Source organism: Pseudomonas sp. MPB03 (genome assembly GCF_046605385.1).
GTDB lineage: Bacteria > Pseudomonadota > Gammaproteobacteria > Pseudomonadales > Pseudomonadaceae > Aquipseudomonas > Aquipseudomonas zanjanensis.
The window spans coordinates 4,188,511-4,207,089 of the sequence record NZ_CP176770.1 but is presented as its reverse complement, the minus strand read 5'-3'; the positions used below and the strand labels follow the sequence as shown (position 1 = coordinate 4,207,089).

At 59.7% G+C, this 18,579-nt stretch carries 15 protein-coding genes; 5 read left to right on the top strand and 10 right to left on the bottom strand.

The annotated features are described in order from the left end of the window. The first annotated feature begins 193 nt into the window (after positions 1 to 193). Positions 194 to 694: a GNAT family N-acetyltransferase gene (locus ACLH0I_RS17915; protein ID WP_411387526.1), complete on the top strand. Its 501-nt coding sequence runs from the start codon at positions 194 to 196 to the stop codon at positions 692 to 694. A 92-nt stretch (positions 695 to 786) separates the two neighbouring features. On the opposite strand, the gene ACLH0I_RS17910 is transcribed toward ACLH0I_RS17915, so the two are convergent. The 8 genes from ACLH0I_RS17910 to ACLH0I_RS17875 all read right to left on the bottom strand — a co-directional run bounded on the left by ACLH0I_RS17910 (position 787) and on the right by ACLH0I_RS17875 (position 11,736). Further along, entirely contained in the window at positions 787 to 1,485 is a 699-nt protein-coding gene (locus ACLH0I_RS17910; protein ID WP_411384973.1) for an outer membrane protein, read from the bottom strand. A gap of 56 nt (positions 1,486 to 1,541) precedes the next feature. Further along, positions 1,542 to 2,060, bottom strand: a complete 519-nt coding sequence (locus tag ACLH0I_RS17905) for an SRPBCC family protein (protein ID WP_411384972.1) — start codon at positions 2,058 to 2,060, stop codon at positions 1,542 to 1,544. A gap of 7 nt (positions 2,061 to 2,067) precedes the next feature. Continuing rightward, positions 2,068 to 5,478 (bottom strand): beta-ketoacyl synthase N-terminal-like domain-containing protein, encoded by a 3,411-nt coding sequence (locus tag ACLH0I_RS17900; RefSeq protein ID WP_411384971.1) that lies wholly within the window; start codon positions 5,476 to 5,478, stop codon positions 2,068 to 2,070. 77 nt (positions 5,479 to 5,555) lie between these two features. Then, positions 5,556 to 6,635, bottom strand: a complete 1,080-nt coding sequence (locus ACLH0I_RS17895; RefSeq protein ID WP_411384970.1) for a phosphopantetheine-binding protein — start codon at positions 6,633 to 6,635, stop codon at positions 5,556 to 5,558. A 118-nt stretch (positions 6,636 to 6,753) separates the two neighbouring features. Next, the gene (locus tag ACLH0I_RS17890) at positions 6,754 to 8,517 is read right to left on the bottom strand and encodes an FAD-dependent monooxygenase (RefSeq protein ID WP_411384969.1); all 1,764 of its coding nucleotides are present in this window, start codon (positions 8,515 to 8,517) and stop codon (positions 6,754 to 6,756) included. A 3-nt stretch (positions 8,518 to 8,520) separates the two neighbouring features. Next, positions 8,521 to 9,132 (bottom strand): HAD-IB family hydrolase, encoded by a 612-nt coding sequence (locus ACLH0I_RS17885; RefSeq protein ID WP_186729113.1) that lies wholly within the window; start codon positions 9,130 to 9,132, stop codon positions 8,521 to 8,523. Further along, positions 9,122 to 10,642: a class I adenylate-forming enzyme family protein gene (locus tag ACLH0I_RS17880; protein ID WP_411384968.1), complete on the bottom strand. Its 1,521-nt coding sequence runs from the start codon at positions 10,640 to 10,642 to the stop codon at positions 9,122 to 9,124. Before ACLH0I_RS17880 ends, ACLH0I_RS17885 begins: the two co-directional genes overlap by 11 nt. 80 nt (positions 10,643 to 10,722) lie before the next feature. Further along, the gene (locus ACLH0I_RS17875; RefSeq protein ID WP_411384967.1) at positions 10,723 to 11,736 is read right to left on the bottom strand and encodes an SDR family oxidoreductase; all 1,014 of its coding nucleotides are present in this window, start codon (positions 11,734 to 11,736) and stop codon (positions 10,723 to 10,725) included. 513 nt (positions 11,737 to 12,249) lie between these two features. Here ACLH0I_RS17875 and ACLH0I_RS17870 point away from each other — a divergent pair. Both ACLH0I_RS17870 and ACLH0I_RS17865 read left to right on the top strand, forming a co-directional pair. After that, the gene (locus ACLH0I_RS17870; protein WP_353050731.1) at positions 12,250 to 12,846 is read left to right on the top strand and encodes a TetR/AcrR family transcriptional regulator; all 597 of its coding nucleotides are present in this window, start codon (positions 12,250 to 12,252) and stop codon (positions 12,844 to 12,846) included. Positions 12,847 to 13,235: 389 nt separating this feature from the next. Continuing rightward, a complete protein-coding gene (locus tag ACLH0I_RS17865) occupies positions 13,236 to 14,000 on the top strand; it encodes an SDR family NAD(P)-dependent oxidoreductase (protein ID WP_411384966.1) in 765 nt (254 codons plus the stop codon). 192 nt (positions 14,001 to 14,192) lie between these two features. On the opposite strand, the gene ACLH0I_RS17860 is transcribed toward ACLH0I_RS17865, so the two are convergent. Further along, complete coding sequence (locus tag ACLH0I_RS17860) at positions 14,193 to 14,996, bottom strand: helix-turn-helix transcriptional regulator (protein WP_411387525.1); 804 nt, start codon at positions 14,994 to 14,996, stop codon at positions 14,193 to 14,195. 93 nt (positions 14,997 to 15,089) lie between these two features. On the opposite strand from ACLH0I_RS17860, the gene ACLH0I_RS17855 reads away from it, so the two are divergent. Beyond that, a complete protein-coding gene (locus tag ACLH0I_RS17855) occupies positions 15,090 to 16,046 on the top strand; it encodes a threonine dehydratase (protein ID WP_411384965.1) in 957 nt (318 codons plus the stop codon). 257 nt (positions 16,047 to 16,303) lie between these two features. Continuing rightward, the gene (locus ACLH0I_RS17850; RefSeq protein ID WP_411384964.1) at positions 16,304 to 17,242 is read left to right on the top strand and encodes an ABC transporter substrate-binding protein; all 939 of its coding nucleotides are present in this window, start codon (positions 16,304 to 16,306) and stop codon (positions 17,240 to 17,242) included. A 63-nt stretch (positions 17,243 to 17,305) separates the two neighbouring features. On the opposite strand, the gene ACLH0I_RS17845 is transcribed toward ACLH0I_RS17850, so the two are convergent. Further along, positions 17,306 to 18,253, bottom strand: a complete 948-nt coding sequence (locus ACLH0I_RS17845; protein WP_250966064.1) for an IS110 family transposase — start codon at positions 18,251 to 18,253, stop codon at positions 17,306 to 17,308. Between the last annotated feature and the right edge of the window lie 326 nt (positions 18,254 to 18,579).

Below are 18,579 nucleotides of genomic sequence, written 5' to 3'. Positions count from 1 at the left end.
GGCTGAATGCGGTCAACCTGAAACATCACAGTGTCTAATTTTAGGTCCGCTCCGCGGCCCAGCGGGGATAAATCCCCTCGCCACATAGTCCCTGCGCAGCGGCCCTCAACACAAACCCGCTCAAGCAGAAGCCCTGGCCATGAACGATCATCCGACCTTACGATTGCGCTTCCAGGCCCCGGAGAAACAATCAGTGAAACCATTCAGAATTCGCGAGTTGGAGAGCACCGATGCGCAAGCGCTGCTGGCCTTCGAAATCCACAACCGTGAATGGTTCGAGTCGCAGATCGACCCACGCGACCCGGCCTTTTATTCATTGACGGGCGTCGTCGATCACATCGAAAGCTATCTGGCCGATTTCGCTGAGGGTGCCTGGCACCCGTTTGTCATCGAGGATTCCAGCGGGAGAATCGTGGGGCGGGCGAATTTGAAAAGCATCCATTCACCACACGGATGCGCCGAGGTGGGCTATCGCATTGATCAACGCGCTTGCGGGCAAGGGCTGGCAACGCTGGCTCTGAAACATCTGATCGAGGCGGCGCGGATGCGTTGGAAGCTTACACAGCTGGTGGCTTATGTTTATGAGAGCAACGTCGGCTCAAGGAAGGTTCTTGAGCGGTGCGGGTTTGTACCTGGAGCGTTGTCGGATGGCGAGGACATCGAGAGTGGAAGCCGCTTTGTGCTTTCGATCTAGCAATGCGTTTCACCCGTAGTAAATGGCCCCAGGCTTGGACAGCGAAGCCGTGAGAGACGAATCGGCACCTGAGGCGCCGATCCGTCTACCAGCTACAACCAATAGCGCAAGCCAAGCATCAACGACTGGGCGTTGTACTCCGTTTGCACATCGCCCTGGGGCAGGCCCTGGATGTCGCCGAAGTGCGCTTCGCCGGTCTTGAAGTAGCGATAGTCCAGCGACATGGACCAATGCTCGCTGAGTTCATAAGCGACCCCGGCGCCGAGTTGCCAGGCCGAGACGGTGTCGCGATGGGTGTCGCCGAACTCGACGCCACCGGCTTCCAGGCCGGTGATGGTCAGCACGGCGTAGCCCAGGCCACCGCCGACATACGGGGTGAGGCGGCTCAAGGGGGCCGGCAGGTTCGAGATGTCATACCAGAGGTTGGCCATGAGGCTGGTGGCTTCCTGTTCGCCTTTGCCGTCGATGCTGCCGCCGCCCTCGTAGACCCGCTGATTGAACTGGGTCAGGGTGTTGCGGCGGTAGCTCAGTTCCACTTCGGGCCGTAGCCCGGTCGGGAAGCGCCAGCCCAGTGCGAGGCCGGTGGCGAAGCCGGAATGCAACGGCTGGTTGTATTCCATTTCGACGAAATCAAGATCGTTCTGGTTAAGGTCCTGTTCAGCGACCCAGTTCACGCCGCCCATGCCACTGACATAGGGGCCGAGCGTGTCGGCGAAACTCGACGTTGGGGCGATCACACCCAGGCCAACGATGCCCATGACGAGATAGCGGGTGTTTTTCTGTAGGTTCATGCTAGATCCGAAATGTTGCTGTTATCGATAGGTAGGCGAAACACGTCCGAGGGCGCTCACACGAGGTGCAAGGGCGTCGCGGTTTTCCCCCGCGCCGAGGTGGCGGCCCGTTGTTCAGCCAGCTTGCAGAGGTTGTCCAGGGCGGTGGTCATCGCCCTGGCCAGTGCTTTGCGCAGCAGTGCGCGGTACAGGAAACTCAACGGCCCCGAAATCCTCGCGCTATGGATGACATGGGTTTCATCGGCAGAGAGCCGGCGCATCCGATGGTCGAATTCCAGGTCGATCCAGAGCAGCCGTGCGCTGTTGCGATAACTTTCGTGCGGGCTCACGGCTTCCAGCTTCAGGGGCATGTTCAAGCCATTCTTGAGGACACATCTGCCGCGCGTTCCCGCCTGGAACGGACCGTCGAGCTGGCACTGGCGAACGTCGGTATCCCATAGCGGTGCTTCGGGAAAGTTGCTCCAGAGCTTCCAGATTTCAGAAGGAGGCGATTTGACTATGACTTGCACGTTGACGTCTTTCACGGTGACACCTTGGTTGTGGGGGGGCACGGTCATGCGGGGTGGCAGATCCATTCAATGCTCAGGCTGCCGGTGCGGATTGACTCAGCACCTGGGCGGTAATGCTGGCTTGTCCGATTTTTTCGCCCCGGTTGAACAGGTCGATGTAGATGCGGTTGGTCTTGAAGGCCTGGAGCGCAGCGTCAAAACCGGCCTGCGGCGCCAATGACAGCGGGCTGTTCCTGGGGATGGGCCGATCCAGGGTGAAGCTCAAGGCCAGCAGGTTCATTGGGGTGTTGAGGGGGATGCGCAGATGGCTGTGGGCGATCTGCATGTAGCACTGGCGAGCCACCTCGAGGAAATACACCATGGAATAGTGCTGGGGATCGCCTGCCTGGAAGAAGTGCTCCGGCGGCAGTTTCACCGTGTCCACGCTCAGGCCCTGGGCGACACCGCTCATGTCACTGACGATGACGTTTTCCGCCCGGGCCTTGTGCAACAGGGCCTTGTCGCAGCAGGGCGTGGCGGTGAAGTCGCTGGCCGGCGAGGTCTCGAACGCCGAGCTGTAGGCCATTTCGAGGATGCAGGTGCACATCACTTTCCCGGCCTGCATGACCTTCCCATGGAACACCTGGGAATCTTCGCCTTGCTCCACATGCAGATCGACCGTGCCGTGCTTCTGTACGTAGTGCTGGAACTTGATCGTCAGGGTCTTGATGTAGGCGACCCGTCCGCTCAGTGGCGGCATGGCCAGTTCGAGCAATTGCAGCACGCCCTCCAGCAGCAAGATGCCCGGAACGTGATCCAAGGGGTGGTCGAAGAAGTAGGGGTGCGCTTCATTCACCACCAGTTGGGCGTGCAGCGACTGAGGGCTGCGCCGGGCGTTGGTGATCACGCTATGTTCCGCGCTGCGCTGCCAGGGCGTCGGGCGCTGGGCGGTATCGCCACGGTGCAGGGCGAACAGGCTTTCCATGGCGCGCACCCGCACCCGCAGCCCGGAGAGCAGGGTGCTGGTGAGCATGTCGCTGAGCTGCTGCACATCGACGCCATCGTTCTGCGGCTCGTGGACCAGGCTGACAGGCGTGATGACCTGCTGCAGTTCCTGGGATGACGAATGGGCAAAGCGCAGCATGAACGGATGCTTGATGGGCGAGCTGGCCTCGACCGTGGTCGGAGTCCACTGGCGAAGCCGTTCGGTAAACAGCCACATCACCGTCTTGCCGGCCTCACGCACCTCGATCACGCTATGGGTCGCGCTGCGCAACATCACCGCCAGCAGGGTTTCGATGCCGCTGGCTTCGGCGAGGAAACCGGTGATTTCCCGCAGCGATCCGCTGGCAGGTGTCGCAACCGGCTGCAACTCGCAGATTTCAACGTTCGCATAGTGGTTCGGCGCTTTGCCCACCAACCGGCAAGCCGCTTCCAACGAGTCGGCGGCGTGGGCGAGGACTGCGGCGCGGATCACCAGCAACGGTTTGTCCGAGGCCTGCGGCTGATAGCGACGCACCGCCAGCAGCCCCAGTCCTTCGCCCTGCTGGGTCGCGGTACGCCGGGCGCGCTCGACCTCGATCTCACCGCTGAGAAAACGCCCGGCACCGAGCAGGAGGGTGGTGATGCCGTTGTCGAACCATTGCGGCGAAGCCAGCACGGTTTGCCAGAACAGGCCCGCGGTGCCGACCAGGGTTTGATGGAAACCCTTGAAGTCAAAAATCTGTGCCGGGTAGCCGGACAACATGTTCGGCAGCATGGTTGCCACGTCAGTCACTTCGACGCCCGGCGCCGCGCCTTGTGTCCGGGAAAAGAAGTTGTGGGCGCTGCTATAGGCGTTGCTGAAGCGCTCGCCGCCCATGTTGCAGCACATGACCATCGCGGTGCCGGGCGAACCGGCCACGCCCGGCAAGCGTCGCAGCAAGTGGTTGACGCGATCGGTGATCAACAGTTTGAACGGGTCGACGTGGGCCAGCGGCTTGGGCCCCATGCCGAAGCCATCGATATCGATGACGTGGTCCTGGGCGAGGAATTTGCCCAGCAAAGGCTGACCGGGCGCCGGGGTGTAATCGACGAAGCGCCCATAAGGGAACACGACCGAAGGCGCCGCGGGTTGGTCGAGCTGCTGCTGGAATGCCTGCAACGAACGGTGGCTGCCCAGCGCGGCCTCAGCCTCGACGATGGCAAGGTCCAGCATCACCACGCCGCAGGTGTTGGCGGGGGCTGCGGCAGGCCGCTCGTTGGGAACGTATTCATCCACCACCAGGTGAGCGTTGGCGCCGCCAAAGCCGAAACTGGAGATGCCAATCCGGATCGCCGACTGACGCGCCTCCAGAGGATGTACCTGCTGGGTGGCGAGTCGCAGGCAGGTGGCGTCGACTTTTGCGCTGGGGCGGTAGCCCGGCTGCGGGGGGATGCCTTTGTGGCGCAATATCATCAGGGCCTTGGCGAGCGAAGCGCCGCCGGCAGCGGCCAGGGGATGGCCGATGACCGACTTGATCGAACCGATGGTGATTTTCTCGCCGTGCGGGCGATGGGGGGCGAAGAAGCTGTCCAGCGAGGCCAGCTCCGTCGCATCCCCCAGCGGTGTGCCGGTGCCGTGGGTCTCGATGTAGTCCACGTCCCTTGGGTCAAGGCCGCGATAAGCACGTTGGTAAGCCGAGTATTGGGCCTGTTTGCCGGGGGCAAACACCGAGCCTTCGGCGCCGTCGGCGGACATGCCCAAGGCGCGCAAGACACCCATTGGACGGCGCTGCGCGGTCAGGGCCTGGACGACCGGTTCGACCAGGAACGCAACGGCACATTCGCCCGGTACAATGCCGTCGGCGTCCTGGCCGAAGGCTTCCATCCGCGCCCGCGCGGAAAACGCCGTCAACTGCGAGAAGCCCAGGAACAGCGCCGGTGGCAGCACGGTGTTGAGGGCCATGACAATCGCGTTGTCCGCCTGGCCGCTGTTGACCAGCGCCTGGGCCATGTCCAAGGCATAGGGGAACGAGCTGCACGCGGTGTCCACCGATAGCGCCGGCCCACCCAAGGCAAAGGCCGCGGCCAGCGCCGCGACTTGTTCACCCGGGGTAAAGCCCGGCGGTGCATCGGGTTTTCCGGACATGCCGGTGACGAAATAGCTCTCGTCACTCCAAGATGTCGCGACCACCAATGCCGTGCGTTCGCTACTCAGTAGCGAGCCCTGTGCGGCCAGTTGGCTGAACAGCGTCTGGAGCACTTTCTTGCCAATGGCGACCTGTCGTCCTTCGTGCCGTGACGGAGTCGAAGCGTCGTCGGTCAGGCAAAAAGCGCTGTCCAGGTAGGTGCGATCTTTCTCGCCGGCCTTGGTTGAATAGATCGACGCCTTGTCCACGTCCCAGCGTGTCGGCATCGATTCGATCGGTGCGACCTGCCCTTGGGAAAGCAACTGCCAAAGCGCTTCCGTTGACGGCGCCCCTGGAAACTCGCCCGCCATCGCGCTGAAGCAAAAATCGCCCGCTGTTGTTGCTGCGCCACTCATACCCTGTCTCCTGATCGCCAAACTGCTGGGTGACTGGTTCGTCACCCGGATTCCATTCCTGTTGCTCGTTGCTGGGCTCAGCTCAGTCTGGCCAGCAGCGACAAGGCATCCTGAGGCGTGCGACGGGACATCAACGCTTCACCGGCAAACTCGCTGGCCGAGCACTGTTGCGCCATGGAATGGCAGAGCGCTTCTCGGGCGAAGCCGTTGAGACCCAGTTGGGCGAACGGCGTCTGGATATCGATGGACTGCGCGGCGTCCGGGATCAACGGCGACAGGGCGTTGAACAGCAGGTTTTCCGCCTGCCCTTGAGTGGCGGTCGCGGCAGGTGAGGGCGCCGCTTGCGGTTGGGGATCGGCCAGGGTGGCTTGGATCAGGGCAATGGTTGCCTGCGGGAACTTGGCATTGGCCAGCTCGGAGCTGTGAGCCTTGAGCTGTGGCCAGAGGGCGACGACCGATTCGAGGAAATCCAGCTGCACGAGCGAATCCAGGCCCAGGCTTTCATAGCTTTGTGTCGGGTCGATCTGCTCAACCGTAAAGCCGGTGATCGCCGCGAGTTGATCGAGTACCCAACCCTGGACATCCACCGCCGGCGCCTGTGGATCGGCTTCAAGTCGGGCCAGCAAGGCGGTCGGGGTAGGGGCATCGAAGAGCTGAGCGGTGAGCGCTTTCTTTTCCGGGAAGTGCTGGGCCAGGGACTCGAAAATATCCACCAGTCCCAGCGAGTCGATCCCCAGGCTCTCGAAGCTTTGATCGAAGTCGATCTGTTGTGCCTGGAAGCCGGTGACGGCGCTGATTTCTCCGCGCAACCATTGCCCGTAGCTGAGTGCCGATGTCTCTGCGACGGTTTCGGCGACGGGCATCGGGGCCAAGATGGTCGGTTTAGCCTGAACAGGCTCCAGCACTGCAACATTCTGGCTGACGGAGGTTTCGATCCCATGGGCATAAACGCCCTCGAGAACTTGTTGATGAGCATTGAAGTAATGGGCAGTAACGGTTTCGGCTTGTTCCAACACGCGCAGCAATATCGCTTCCTTGGCGACATTGGATTCGCACAATGACTCAATGATCTTTTCGGACAGAGAGAAATAGCTGTGGGCTATTCTCCCGTTGGACACGATGAATTCCTGCACCACATCGTTAAGTTGCAAACGCATCAGGTTCTCCTAACCAAGTCGGTCGATATTTCTATACAAAAGAAAGATCAAAAATCATGGCCCAGGACTGGGCCTTGTTTATATCAATGGGGCAAATTGGCAATAGCCATGGGGCGACTTAAAGTTGGAGTTCCACTGCGTCGATCTCACAAGAGGTGGTTTTTCTGGCGCCCTTGAGCAACCCGGACCTTACGTTCAGGTAAGTCGCCAGCGTTATCGCATCGGCACCTTGGAAAGCGATGTAGCCGTCAGGACGAATCAGCATCAACGTGCCTGCCTTGGCGTGGTAGCGCTTGTGCAGTCGCCAGTCGGGGTCCAGCAGTGTCGAGTGCCAGGATGGCAGCCCGGCGCTGCTCAGGGCATCGATCACGCAATAAGCCTTGATGCCTGGATAGTCCTTTTCCACCGACTCGGCCAAGGCGTAATGGCCCGGCAATAAAGGTGAAAACTGATCGGCCGCGCTGAAGATCAACAGCGTGAACGTTCCGTGGAACAGGTCGATCAAGTGTTTTGTGGGCAGCCCTTGCAGTTGCCACAACTCGACATCGGGTGCCAGTTGCCCGGCGCGAGGCGCTGCACTCGGGAACTCGGTTTTTTTGCCTTTCTTGTTCCAGTTGTAGCGCTGTTTCTTCGTCAGCGATTCCTGGAAGTAATCACTCTTTTCGTAGTGATACTGATGACCGGAAATCATTGACGGCAACTTGCGCTGGACCTTTTTCCGGTTGCTCAACAACGGCAGGACGTTGTCACGCAGCCAGACCAGGGCGCGCCGCCGGACGGTAATCAGCCCCGTCAACCGGTGGGCGGTGTTCTCGACTTCCAAGGCAACCGGATAACGCTCCTCGTTGTAGCTGTCGAGCAAGGACGGATCCGCCAGGCCTTGATCGACATAGGCGATTTTCCAGGCCAGGTTATAGGCCTCGGAAACCCCCAGGTTCATCCATTGGCCACCGATGGGGCTGCCGATATGCGCCGAGTCCCCCAGCAGGAACACCGAGCCTTGTTGCATCGTTTGCACGCGGCGATGCTGGAACGAGGCGATGGTCGTCGAGGAAATATTGGACAGCGTCATCTTCTGCCCACGTCCTTCGCACAGGCGCTGGAAGTTCTCCAGGCTCAGCGACGGACGCTCGCCTTCTGGCGGCAGGTTGTAGGGCATTTCGATGAACAGCCGATAACGGGACTGGGCACTGATCGGCGCAACCGCCACGTAACCGTCTTGTGCACCGAGGAAAAACGCGCCCTCATCCTGGCTGCCGGACCATTGGATATCGGCATCGGCGAGCATGAAAAAGCGGTCATAGGACGAACCTTCGAAGGTCATGTCCAGGCGTTTTCGGATGTTGCTGCGAGCACCGTCACAGGCGGCCACCCAGCGACTGGCGAAGGTTTCGTCGGTGCCGTCGGCATGCTTGAGCGTCATGCGCACCGAACCCGGCAGGTTTTCGATGTCCACCAGTTCGGTGTTCCACTCCACCTCCGCGCCCAGTTCCTTCAGCCGCTCCAGGAGAATCTTCTCGGTTTGCGGCTGTGGCAGGCTCAAGAGCAGGGGATAGGTCGCGTCCAGGTAGGAGAAGTTGTAGTTCAGCACTCGCTTGGCATTCGACTGCACGGAAAACTGGTTGATCGTGAAACCGTCGTGAATGGCTTGCTCGGCAACGCCCAGGTCTCGAAAGATTTCCAGGGTGCGGGAATGGATCGCCATCGCCTTGGTCGCGGTCGAGGGGCCGGCGTTCTTTTCAATGATGCGAAACGCCACGCCCCATTTTTTCAGCATGATTGCCAGGGACAGGCCGATGGGACCGGCGCCGACGATCATGACGGTCGGGGCGCTGTCAGGGCGCTTGAAATGCTTGGGGGCCAAGTTGCTCAGCGTGTTCATCGATCAGTACCAGTTTCTGTAGAAGGGAGAGTTGGCAATGCCGAGCAGGTCAGCGTCGCCTGATGAGTCGCCGTAGGCATAAATATAAAAATCATCCAGATTGCTCAGGCAGCCTTTGAGGCGCGTGACTTTCTCTCGCTCTACACAGTTGGTACCGGCGATCCCGCCGGTGAGTTTGTTTTTTGCCGTGGCCAGGCGCGTGCCGCACACATAGTCAAACCCCGCGGCCTGGCCCCAAGGGATCAGGTAGTTTTCCGGCGAGTTGCTGACCAGCGCGGTGATATGCCCCATGGACTGGTGCCATTGCAGTCGTCGCAACGCCTCGGGCCTGAGCCAGAGCGGCAGCTGTTCGCTGATGAAGTATTTGGCGTGCTCGCGTTCTTGCTCCACCGACAGCCCGCCCAGGTAACAGGCAATGAAGGCCAGGCGCGCTTGCATCAGTGGAGTGATTCCCAGGATCACGCTGAGCATCTTGGGCAGCAGGGGAATGATCCGCAGCCAGAACGAACGGGTGCCGACGATGTAGCGCATGTAGCGCCAGAAGGTGTGCCGGTCGGTCAACGTGCCGTCGAAGTCAAAAACGGCCAGTACCGGTTGGGTGCTGTTAGTGTGCATGTGCCTCTTCCTTGAGCGGGATGATCTCGATGGTCTTGGGCAGCTTGAAGCCCGACAGATCGCGGGAAAGCAGGGTGCCCAGCGCGTTCTGGGTCAGCTCGCCGGTCCCTTCGACGCACAGGTGCAGCACGTTGACTTCCTTGTGATCCGGGACGATATAGGCCCTGGCGCGCACCACGTCGGGGTGCTTGAGGGCGATGGATTCGATTTCCACCAGGTCGACCATCTGCGCCTTGATCTTCGAGATACGCAGGCGTTGGCAAAAGAAAAATACATGCCCATCGTCGTCGCGCCAGACCAGGTCACCGCTGTGGAACCAGCCGTCGCGGAAGAATCGGGCATTGGTGTCCTCGGCATCGTTGTAGCCGCCGATCACCATCGCGCCGCGGATCAGTAACTCGCCGATGCGCCCGGGTGCCACGTCCTGGCCCTCGGCATCGACGACGCGCAGTTCCACGCCGCTGATCGGCTGGCCCATGGCGCCGCGGTGGACCGGGCCAATCGAACTCTGGACGATCACCGGCATGCTTTCGGTCAAACCGTACCCCTGGAGCACGGGATTGCAGCCCAGCAGCGTGCCCAGCTTTTCGGCTTCATCGGCCGGCAGGTGGCTGCCGCCCGAGTAGATCATCAGTTGCGGGTGCAACGGCAACCGCGCGCCTTTGCGTTTGGCCAGCCGCGTATTGAAGTAGCGAATGACATCGGGCACCAGGCAGGCAAAGGTGACCTGGTGCTCGGACAGGACTTCTGCCAGGTCCCGGTTGAGCAGGGTGTTGGTCATGAGCAGGGTGGCGCCCACGCTCAAGGGAAACACCATCATTACCGACAGGCCGAAGATGGCATACAGCGGCAGTGTCACCAGGTGCACGGAGCCGACGCCTTGCAGGTGAAAATGCTCGTGCAGCCCATCGCTCGATTGCGTCAGGTCGAGGTAGCGGTGAGACACCGCCAGGGGCCTGCCGATGCCTCGATAGGTGAACTGCACCGAGACGATCGGATTGCCTTCGGGCAGCAACAAGGGTTCGAGCTGTCGAGGCAATTGAGAGGCGGCCGTTGCATTGGCGGGCAGGGGCGATGAAGGTTCGCCCCCGTCGTCCAGCACCAAGGCGTGTCTGACGCCGTTGTTGGGCTGGAATATCTCGTCGTGTTGCACCCATAGCACTTGGGTCGTGACCACCAGGGTCGGCCTGGCGAGGCTGACCACGCTGTTCATTTCAAAAGAGGTCAACTTGTAGTTGAGGATGACCGGAATGGCACCCCGCCCGATAATCGCCAGGTAATAAGCGATGAATGCCACCCCGTTGGGCAGCACCAGCGCGACTTTCTCGCCCGGCAATACACCGAGTGCCGTCAGGGCGCCGTTGCAGGCTTCGGCCTTGATGCGCAGCTCGCGATAAGTAACGGTGTCTTCTTCCGTGTCCAAGTGCCGGATAGCCACTTGCTCGGGAAAGGATTCCGAAAAACCGACAAAACGATGCAGAAAACCTTCTTTATATGAAAGGCTTTTCATTTACCAACCTCTTTCAATCCTTGGATATAGGGCGTGTCAAAAAAGTACTACAGAGGCAGGCTTTATATGAATGGTCTCAATTAAGCATCTGTGTAGTTGTTGTTCCGATACCAGTCCAGGGTATCGGTCAGGGTTTCAGCGACAGGGCGGAATTGGCATTGCAACTCCCTTGAACTTTTGTTGTGGCTGAAATGCGTGCGGTCTTGTTCTTGCGCCATGAGCTTGACCGTAGACGTACTGATCAGTACCGGCTTCTTGGTAATCCGGTAATAGCCTTCATAGATCAGTGCGATCAGTCGCAGCATGAACAAAGGCACTTTTCGTTCAGGGGCTTTTACGCCGCTGACGCTGGCCAGCGCCTGGAAGATGCTCTTCATGTCCATGTGATTGCCGGCGGCGAGGTAACGCTCTCCGGACCTGCCGCGGGTGATGGCCGCGATTTGATGTTCGGCCACATCCCGGGCATCGACGACGGAAAAGCTGCCGGGAAGTACGCCGGGCAGTTTTTGTCCGACAAAGTCCAGCAGGAACTGGCCTGAGGAAGTCGGGCCGATATCCCCCGGGCCGAACATCCACCCTGGCAATACCATGGCAATGAACATGTCCGGGTGCTGCGCCAAAAATTGCTGGACTTTCTGTTCGGACAATATTTTGCTCAAGTAATAATCATCAGCCTCCTGTTCACTGCGAGACATGGTTTCATCGATCACTTGATCTTTATTGCCCTTCAACACGGCAATGGACGAGGTGTGCACGGCACGACGGATGCCAGCGTCATAAGCGGCTTGCAACAAGCGCTCGGTGCCGGTCACGTTCGTGTCATAGAGTTTTTGCCAGTGTTTCCCGCCTTTGTAACTGTCGCGGAAATAAGCCGCCGTATGGAACAAGGCATCGCACCCTTGCAGTGCATGACTGAAGGCGTCGACATTGAGCATGTCGCCTTCGATCCATTCCACGGGCAGGCCGCTGAACTGTTTCCTGGCTTTCTCGGCGCAACGAACCAGGGCTTTTACTTTGATGTTTCGTTTTAACAGCGCACGAACGACATTATTCCCGAGCAGGCCAGTAGCGCCTGTAACGAAGGCATATTCCATTAAAATCCCGCTCCTGTGAGGTGACCCGTCATTGCATCGAGACCGGTGTCACTGACTCGATGCCCTGATCAGGCGTTGGGCTCCACCAACGGCGCAAGTAAAAACCATTCGGTATCTGGAAATCAAGCGGTATTTCGTAAAGCTAGCGAATCGATGGCTCTGAACCGGCCGTTACGCGGATTTTTTCATCCGAAAGCGTGGCGTGGAGATGCGGAAAATGCGGCCTTGAGGAAGGTCAAAGAAGGGGCCAACCCGCCCGCGAGCAACGAGCCTCGATGGTTTGGATTCACCTGTTCCCGGTGTGAAAAACGTGACTGCATAGTCCATCTTGCATCACGGTAGCCTGTCCCGGTTACATGGCACATACATGGCACTTTTTGAAAGTTAAAATGTAAATGATTGAATGAGGCGCGTATAAGATATGATGGCGAACACCGGTTCACTACAGTGAGTAATCGCTTCGTCGCATTCAGATACAGGTGCATATTTTGACTGGCCAAAGGAGCCGAGGGCGTGATTAAAAAGAGACTAGGTCGAGAAGAGAGCCAGCAAATAACAAGAGACAAATTATTCGACACCGCTACTGAGCTGATGATCAGCAAAGGTTTTCATGCCGCCAGCGTCAACGTCATTGCCGAGGAGGCCGGCTTCTCCAAAGGCGCCTTCTTTTCCAATTTTTCCAGTAAATCGGACTTGCTCCTGCAACTGACTCAACGTTTCAAGCGCGTTGAAATCGATCGATTGAGTACGACCCTGACGTCGGGGTATTCGTCGGAGCAGTTGAGCCATGGCTTGAATGCCTATATCGACACCCTGAAGAACAATACCCGCTGTGCGATCCTCGATGCCGAGTTGCAATTGATTGCCCTGCGTGATGAAGAGTTCTCTCAGCATTACTACGACTTGCATGAGGAAAACAGCGAGGCCTTGGGCAAGTTGATTACTGTCATATTCAACCATGCTGGCAAGAAACCACCGCTGGAACATGCCGCGCTTGCGAAGACCTTCACGGCCTTGGCCGAAGGCTTGATATTGCAAGGGCATAAAGATCCGGCGATTGAAATAAAGCTGGTGCTCAATTCGCTCATCCAGACTGCAGAGCCTTTGTAGTCCGCCGCTATTATCCCCGACAGGCCAGCGATTGGCGTCCAGCATCTGGTTCGCTGATGCCGCTGCCTGGATCAACTGCTCATGAAATGATGTTGACGGTGCGACCGTCATCGCGAGCAAGCTCGCTCCCACATTTTTTGGGGCGCCTGCGAGAGGCTCATCCACCGCCACTCCCCTGTGGGAGCGAGCTTGCTCGCGATGGCGATGGTTCAGCTAGAGCACGGCTTTGGCCCTCACGGACAGATTCGCGCAAGACTCCAACAGTCCCAGCAAGCCTGCGAAAGCCCGGCATCCGCCGATGGGAGACAGTGAAGCCGTCGATAACGACAGCGCCCATGGGCGCCGGGCCGGCGAATGTCTCGTCTGCCCGCTCACGCAGGAGAGCGATCATGACCGATATCCAACCCACTATTCCCCACGAAGTCGAAGGCAAGGTTGCGCTGGTCACCGGCGCTGCCAGTGGCATCGGCAGGGCTGTCGCATTGCTGTTGCATGCCCGCGGCGCCAAGGTGCTGGCGGAAGACATCAACCCCGCCGTCCATGAGCTGGCCCGCCCGGGGCTGGTGCCGCTGGAGGCCGACATCACCGCGGATGGCGCCGCCGAGCGCGCCGTCGGCCTGGCCGTCGAGCAGTTCGGTCGGCTGGACATCCTGGTCAACAATGCCGGGATCATCATCAACAAGTTAGTGATCGACATGACGCGCCAGGACTGGGAGCGCATCCAGGCGGTCAACGCCACCGCCGCCTTCCTGCACTCGCGCGAAGCGGTCAAGGCGATGGTGCCCAACCAGTCGGGGGCCATCGTCAACATCGCCTCCTACGCGTCCTATTTTGCCTTCCCGACCATTGCCGCCTACACCGCCTCCAAGGGGGCCCTGGCGCAACTGACGCGCACCTTGGCGCTGGAAGCCATCGAGCACGGTATTCGTGTCAATGCCATCGGTGTTGGCGATGTGGTCACCAACATCCTCAATGACGTAGTCGAGGACGGTCCGGCGTTTCTCGCCCAGCACGGTGAAGCTGCGCCCATCGGCCGGGCTGCACAGCCGCAGGAGATTGCCGAAGTGGTTGCATTCCTGGCCTCGGACCGTGCGAGTTTTGTGGTCGGTGCGGTGGTCATGGCGGATGGTGGCATGACTGTTACCGCCGGCTAGCCTGGGGGCCTTGTGGGAGCGAGCTTGCTCGCGATGGCGGTCTTTCATTCAGTATCAATGCCGACTGGCAGGACCTCATCGCGAGCAAGCTCGCTCCCACAGGGGGCAGTGCTGCCCACGGCTGTTCTGTCTGCTGGCGATCGAATGTGGGAGCGAGCCTGCTCGCGATAACGGTGTATCAGGCCCGAACAACTACCTGCGCAACTGCGCCGGACTGATGCCAAGGCGTTGCTTGAACAGCGTGGTCATGTGCGCCTGGGAGTTGAAGCCACAGGTGTGTGCGATGTCGGTCAGCCGGGCGGTTGAGTCACGCATCAGCGCCCGTGCCTTGGCGAGGCGCCGGTCGATCAGGTAGCTGTGCGGGCTTTTGCCAGTCGCCTGCTTGAAGGCTCGGATGAAATAACCCTCGGACAAGCCAAGCAGCCCCGCCATGGCCTGGACCCCCACCGGGCTGTCGAGACTGGCGTCGATGAAGTCGTCGAGCAGGCGCATCCGGCCGTCCGTGATGGAGCCTTGAGGGCGTGGTGAAAACGCTTTGTGGTCGATCACGCGTTCAGCCAAACCGAGCGCCCAGGCTTCCCAATCGTCCTCTGCGGTGGCACGCAACAGCGCGCTGCGCATTCTCAACGCGAGGGTGATGGCCTGCGGGTCAATGCGATTGTTGAATGCATGCGTCCCCGGTAACGCCATACCGTCGGTACGCACGACTCGCAGGTATTCACCGCCGGCGGGAGATTCGGAGAACACGTCGCACCCGGCGGGAACGAATGCCAGGCCGTTGGGCAGCGCCTCGAAGGGCCGCACGCGGTCGCTGCCGATGGCATGCAGGCCGCGCTGGCTGTCGAAGGCAAAGCCGATGGCTGACTGGGTCGCGACATAGCGAGTGGCGTAGGCGCAGCCGGGCAGCAATTCGATCGCCCAGGGTCCGGCCTCGATACGACGGACCGGTTCAGGTGGGGGCGGCGACTGGCGGTTTCGCGGGCTCATGAACCGCATAGTAATGAAGAGCAAGCCCGAAAGTCAGGTCAGTTTTCTGAAAGCCCGCCGATGGCGCGCTGATTAGACTGGGCAAAAACCTGGAGGCCCATCATGCACACACTGACCCGCGACGACATCGAACAGGCTGCCCGCCATCTCTATCAATTCATGCCCGCCACTGCCCAATACGCTTGGCCGTTGCTGGCTGAACGGTTGGGTTGCACAGTGTGGGTCAAGCATGAGAATCACACCCCGACCGGGGCCTTCAAGGCGCGCGGTGGCCTGACCTTCATGCATTGGCTCAAGCGCGAACACCCGGAGGCAAAAGGCATCGTCACGGCAACGCGCGGCAATCACGGCCAGAGCCTGGCGCTGGCGGCTACTGCCCTGGGTTTGAAAGCGCTGACTGTCGTGCCGCAAGGTAACTCGGTGGAGAAGAACAACGCCATGCGTGGCTTTGGCGGCGAGGTGGTCGAGTTTGGCCGCGATTTCGATGAGGCCCGCGAAGAGGCCTTACGCTTGGCTCACGCCCAGGGACTCTACCTGGTGCCGCCGTTTCATCCCGAATTGGTCAAGGGCGTGGCGACCTACGGGCTTGAGCTGTTCCAGGCGGTGCCGGACCTGGATACGGTCTACGTGCCGATAGGCTGCGGATCGGGGATTTGCGCAGTCATCGCCGCCCGCGATGCCTTGGGCCTGAAAACCCGCGTGGTGGGCGTCGTGTCCACCGAGGCCGACGCAGCGAAATCGTCATTTGAAACGGGAAGACTTTGCGAGACCCCTTCGGCCAACACCTTTGCCGACGGACTGGCCGTGCGCAAACCCATTCCCGAGGCCTTGGCCATCTACGCTGCCGCTGCGGCGCGGATCGTAGCGGTCAGCGACGCTGAAATTGCCGAGGCCATGCGGGTGTATTACACCGACACCCACAACCTCGCCGAAGGTGCGGGCGCCGCGGCCTTGGCAGCGCTCATGCAGGAGCGTGAAGCGATGCGGGGGAAAAAAGTGGGAGTGATTCTGACCGGGGGGAATATCGACCGGCCGCTGTATGCGAGGTTGATCGGCTGACCGGCGTGGTGGGGCGTTTCAGGACCCAGTTTAGATCGATTATTTCTAACGGTTATGGGTATAGCTTTGGAGGGTATATCCATGACCGAAGAATCGAAGCTGTCGCCTGGGAAATGTCTGCAATGAAACCGTTTTGTTGCGGCACTGTTGCACCCTGGACACTCGCTGCTTTGTGACTATGAGCTTATGCGTTAAAAGAATTTCGGATGGAATTACAAGAGCGTTATGTTCTATGAAATCCATTCAGGAATGCCTTCATGAAGTTCTTCCGTTCTCTGCTCCTCAGCACATTGTTCGCCGCACCGTTGTCCCAGGCCAGCGAGCCGTTGGTCCTGCACGTCGGCGACCAGAACTATTACAACGTGCGGGCCTCGGTGGAGGCTGCGGGTGTGCTTGAGGGCGCTCCCTACCGCGTCGACTGGAAACATTTCCAGGCCGCCGCGCCCCTGGCCGAGGCACTGAATACCGGCGACCTGGACCTGGGTTTCCTCGGCGATTCGGGGTTCCTGTTCCTGGCTGCCAAACAGGCTCCGGTGAAACTGATCGGAGTCTCGCGGCAAAACCCGGACACCATCGCGCTACTGGTGCCCAAGGACTCACCGGTCAAGACCATCGCCGACCTCAAGGGCAAGAAGGTTGCCTATTGGCCGGGCGCCTGGAGCCAGCAACTGACCCTGCGTGCCCTGGAACAGGCCGGCCTGCCGGAGAACCATGTGGACTTCATCAAGCTGATGCCGATCGACGCGGCGGCGGCCTTGCCCCAGGGCAGTATCGATGCCTTTCCGGTGTGGGAACCCTACATCTCGCAGCAGATCCTGTTCTCCGGCGCCCGGCCGATCCTGACGGCGAAAAACCTCATGCCCGGCCTCAGCGCCATTGCCGCTTCGACACCGGCCATCGACAGCAAGCGCGAAGCCATCGCCGACTTCCTGGGGCGGGTGAAGCAGGCCCGTGGCTGGGTCGACACCCACACCGACGCATACGCGGACCTGTGGGCGAAAAAGGCCAACCTCGACCAGAACGTCTCGCGCCATTGGTTGCGCCAGGCTCACATGAGCATCGGCCCGGTGGACCGACAGGCCGCCGCCGACCTGCAAAGCACGGCGGACTTCCTGTTCAAGGTCAAGGCGCTGCCGGCCCCGTTGGTCACCGCCGGAATTATCGACACGTCCTTCAGCCAGGCCTTGGGCGAATAAGCCCTTCAATTTTTGAGTCGCCCGCAGGCCTCTGTGGGAGATTCTATGGTTGAGGGGAAGCCCTCAAGCCGCTTTTGGTTGGTATTCGCTTTGCCCTTTCAGCAGAGCGAATACGATCCGAGCAAGCTTGCGTGCCAGTATCACTAGCGCCTGGGTGGTAGCGAAGCCTTGAGCTCTTAGTTTTTCATAAAAGCCTTTCCAGGCAGGCGTACGGCTAGCCGACATGGCTGCGTTGTGCAAAAGCCGACGAACTTCCGGATCGCCTCGTTTGCTCAAGCTTCGGCGGTCGTCTTTTTGTCCTGATTGGGACACTCGCAAATCCATCCCCAAGAAGGCAATGAAGGCGTCTGCGTTTTTGAAGTCGCCCCGCTGAAACGCCGTAAGTAAGCGGGCTCCGGTCAGAAATCCGATGCCCTCGACCTTCAGGCAATGGTTCAGTTGACCTAGCAAACCAGCATTTTTCAGATGATCCTTGATCGTCTTCTCGATCAATGTCTCAAGCCTCTGCATGGCGGCGATTTGCTCGGCGAAAGCGGTCTTGAGCAGCGGCTCATTGGCCCAGCTTTGTACCAGGGCGACTCGAGCCTGAACCAACGCAGCGCGACGGCGGAAAAGGCTTAGAAGCTGGCGATACAACGGAGATGGCGGCGCCCATGGATGAAGCTCATGCCCTTCGTTCTTCAGGTAACGAGCCAGCAGCTTGGCGTCCAGCGCGTCGGTTTTGGCGCGTACTTTTACGCCTTTGCGGTAATGGTGAAGTTCATAACCGCCCACCATATAGATCGTGCAACCGGCCTCATAGGCCAGATCAGCAAAATCCAAGTGATAGATATTGGTCGACTCAATGGCGACATCGACGGGCCCCGGCAGTACTTTCAACCACCTTTTGATGGCCGCCTTGTCGTTGGGAATCGCTTCCAACACATCAAGCTCTGCGTGATAGATCACCAGCTCGTTCTTGGCGACATCCACGCCCACGATCGGCTTTGTGACAGAAACCGGCATTGCCATTGAAAATCCTCCGGGCTAAGGTTTGAACACTTGAAGGGGTCACCCAGAGGCGCAGGCTTGTCTCTATCGTCGATCCAGGCCGAAGCATTCTTTATCGGCGCTTGGGTGAAAGGAGGAGGGGCGAAATCTCCCACGGTCTGTACTGCGCGAACAGTCAGAATCGAGCCTTGTCCCTCCTCCTCCCTTCAAGTCCTACCATACAAGCGAGCCTGCTCGCGATAGCGGTAGGTCAGCTTGCAGGATGTTAGATGTGCCGCCGTCATCGCGAGCAAGCTCGCTCCCACAGTGGTTTTGAGGCGTTGAAGAAATCGGAATCCACCGCCGAC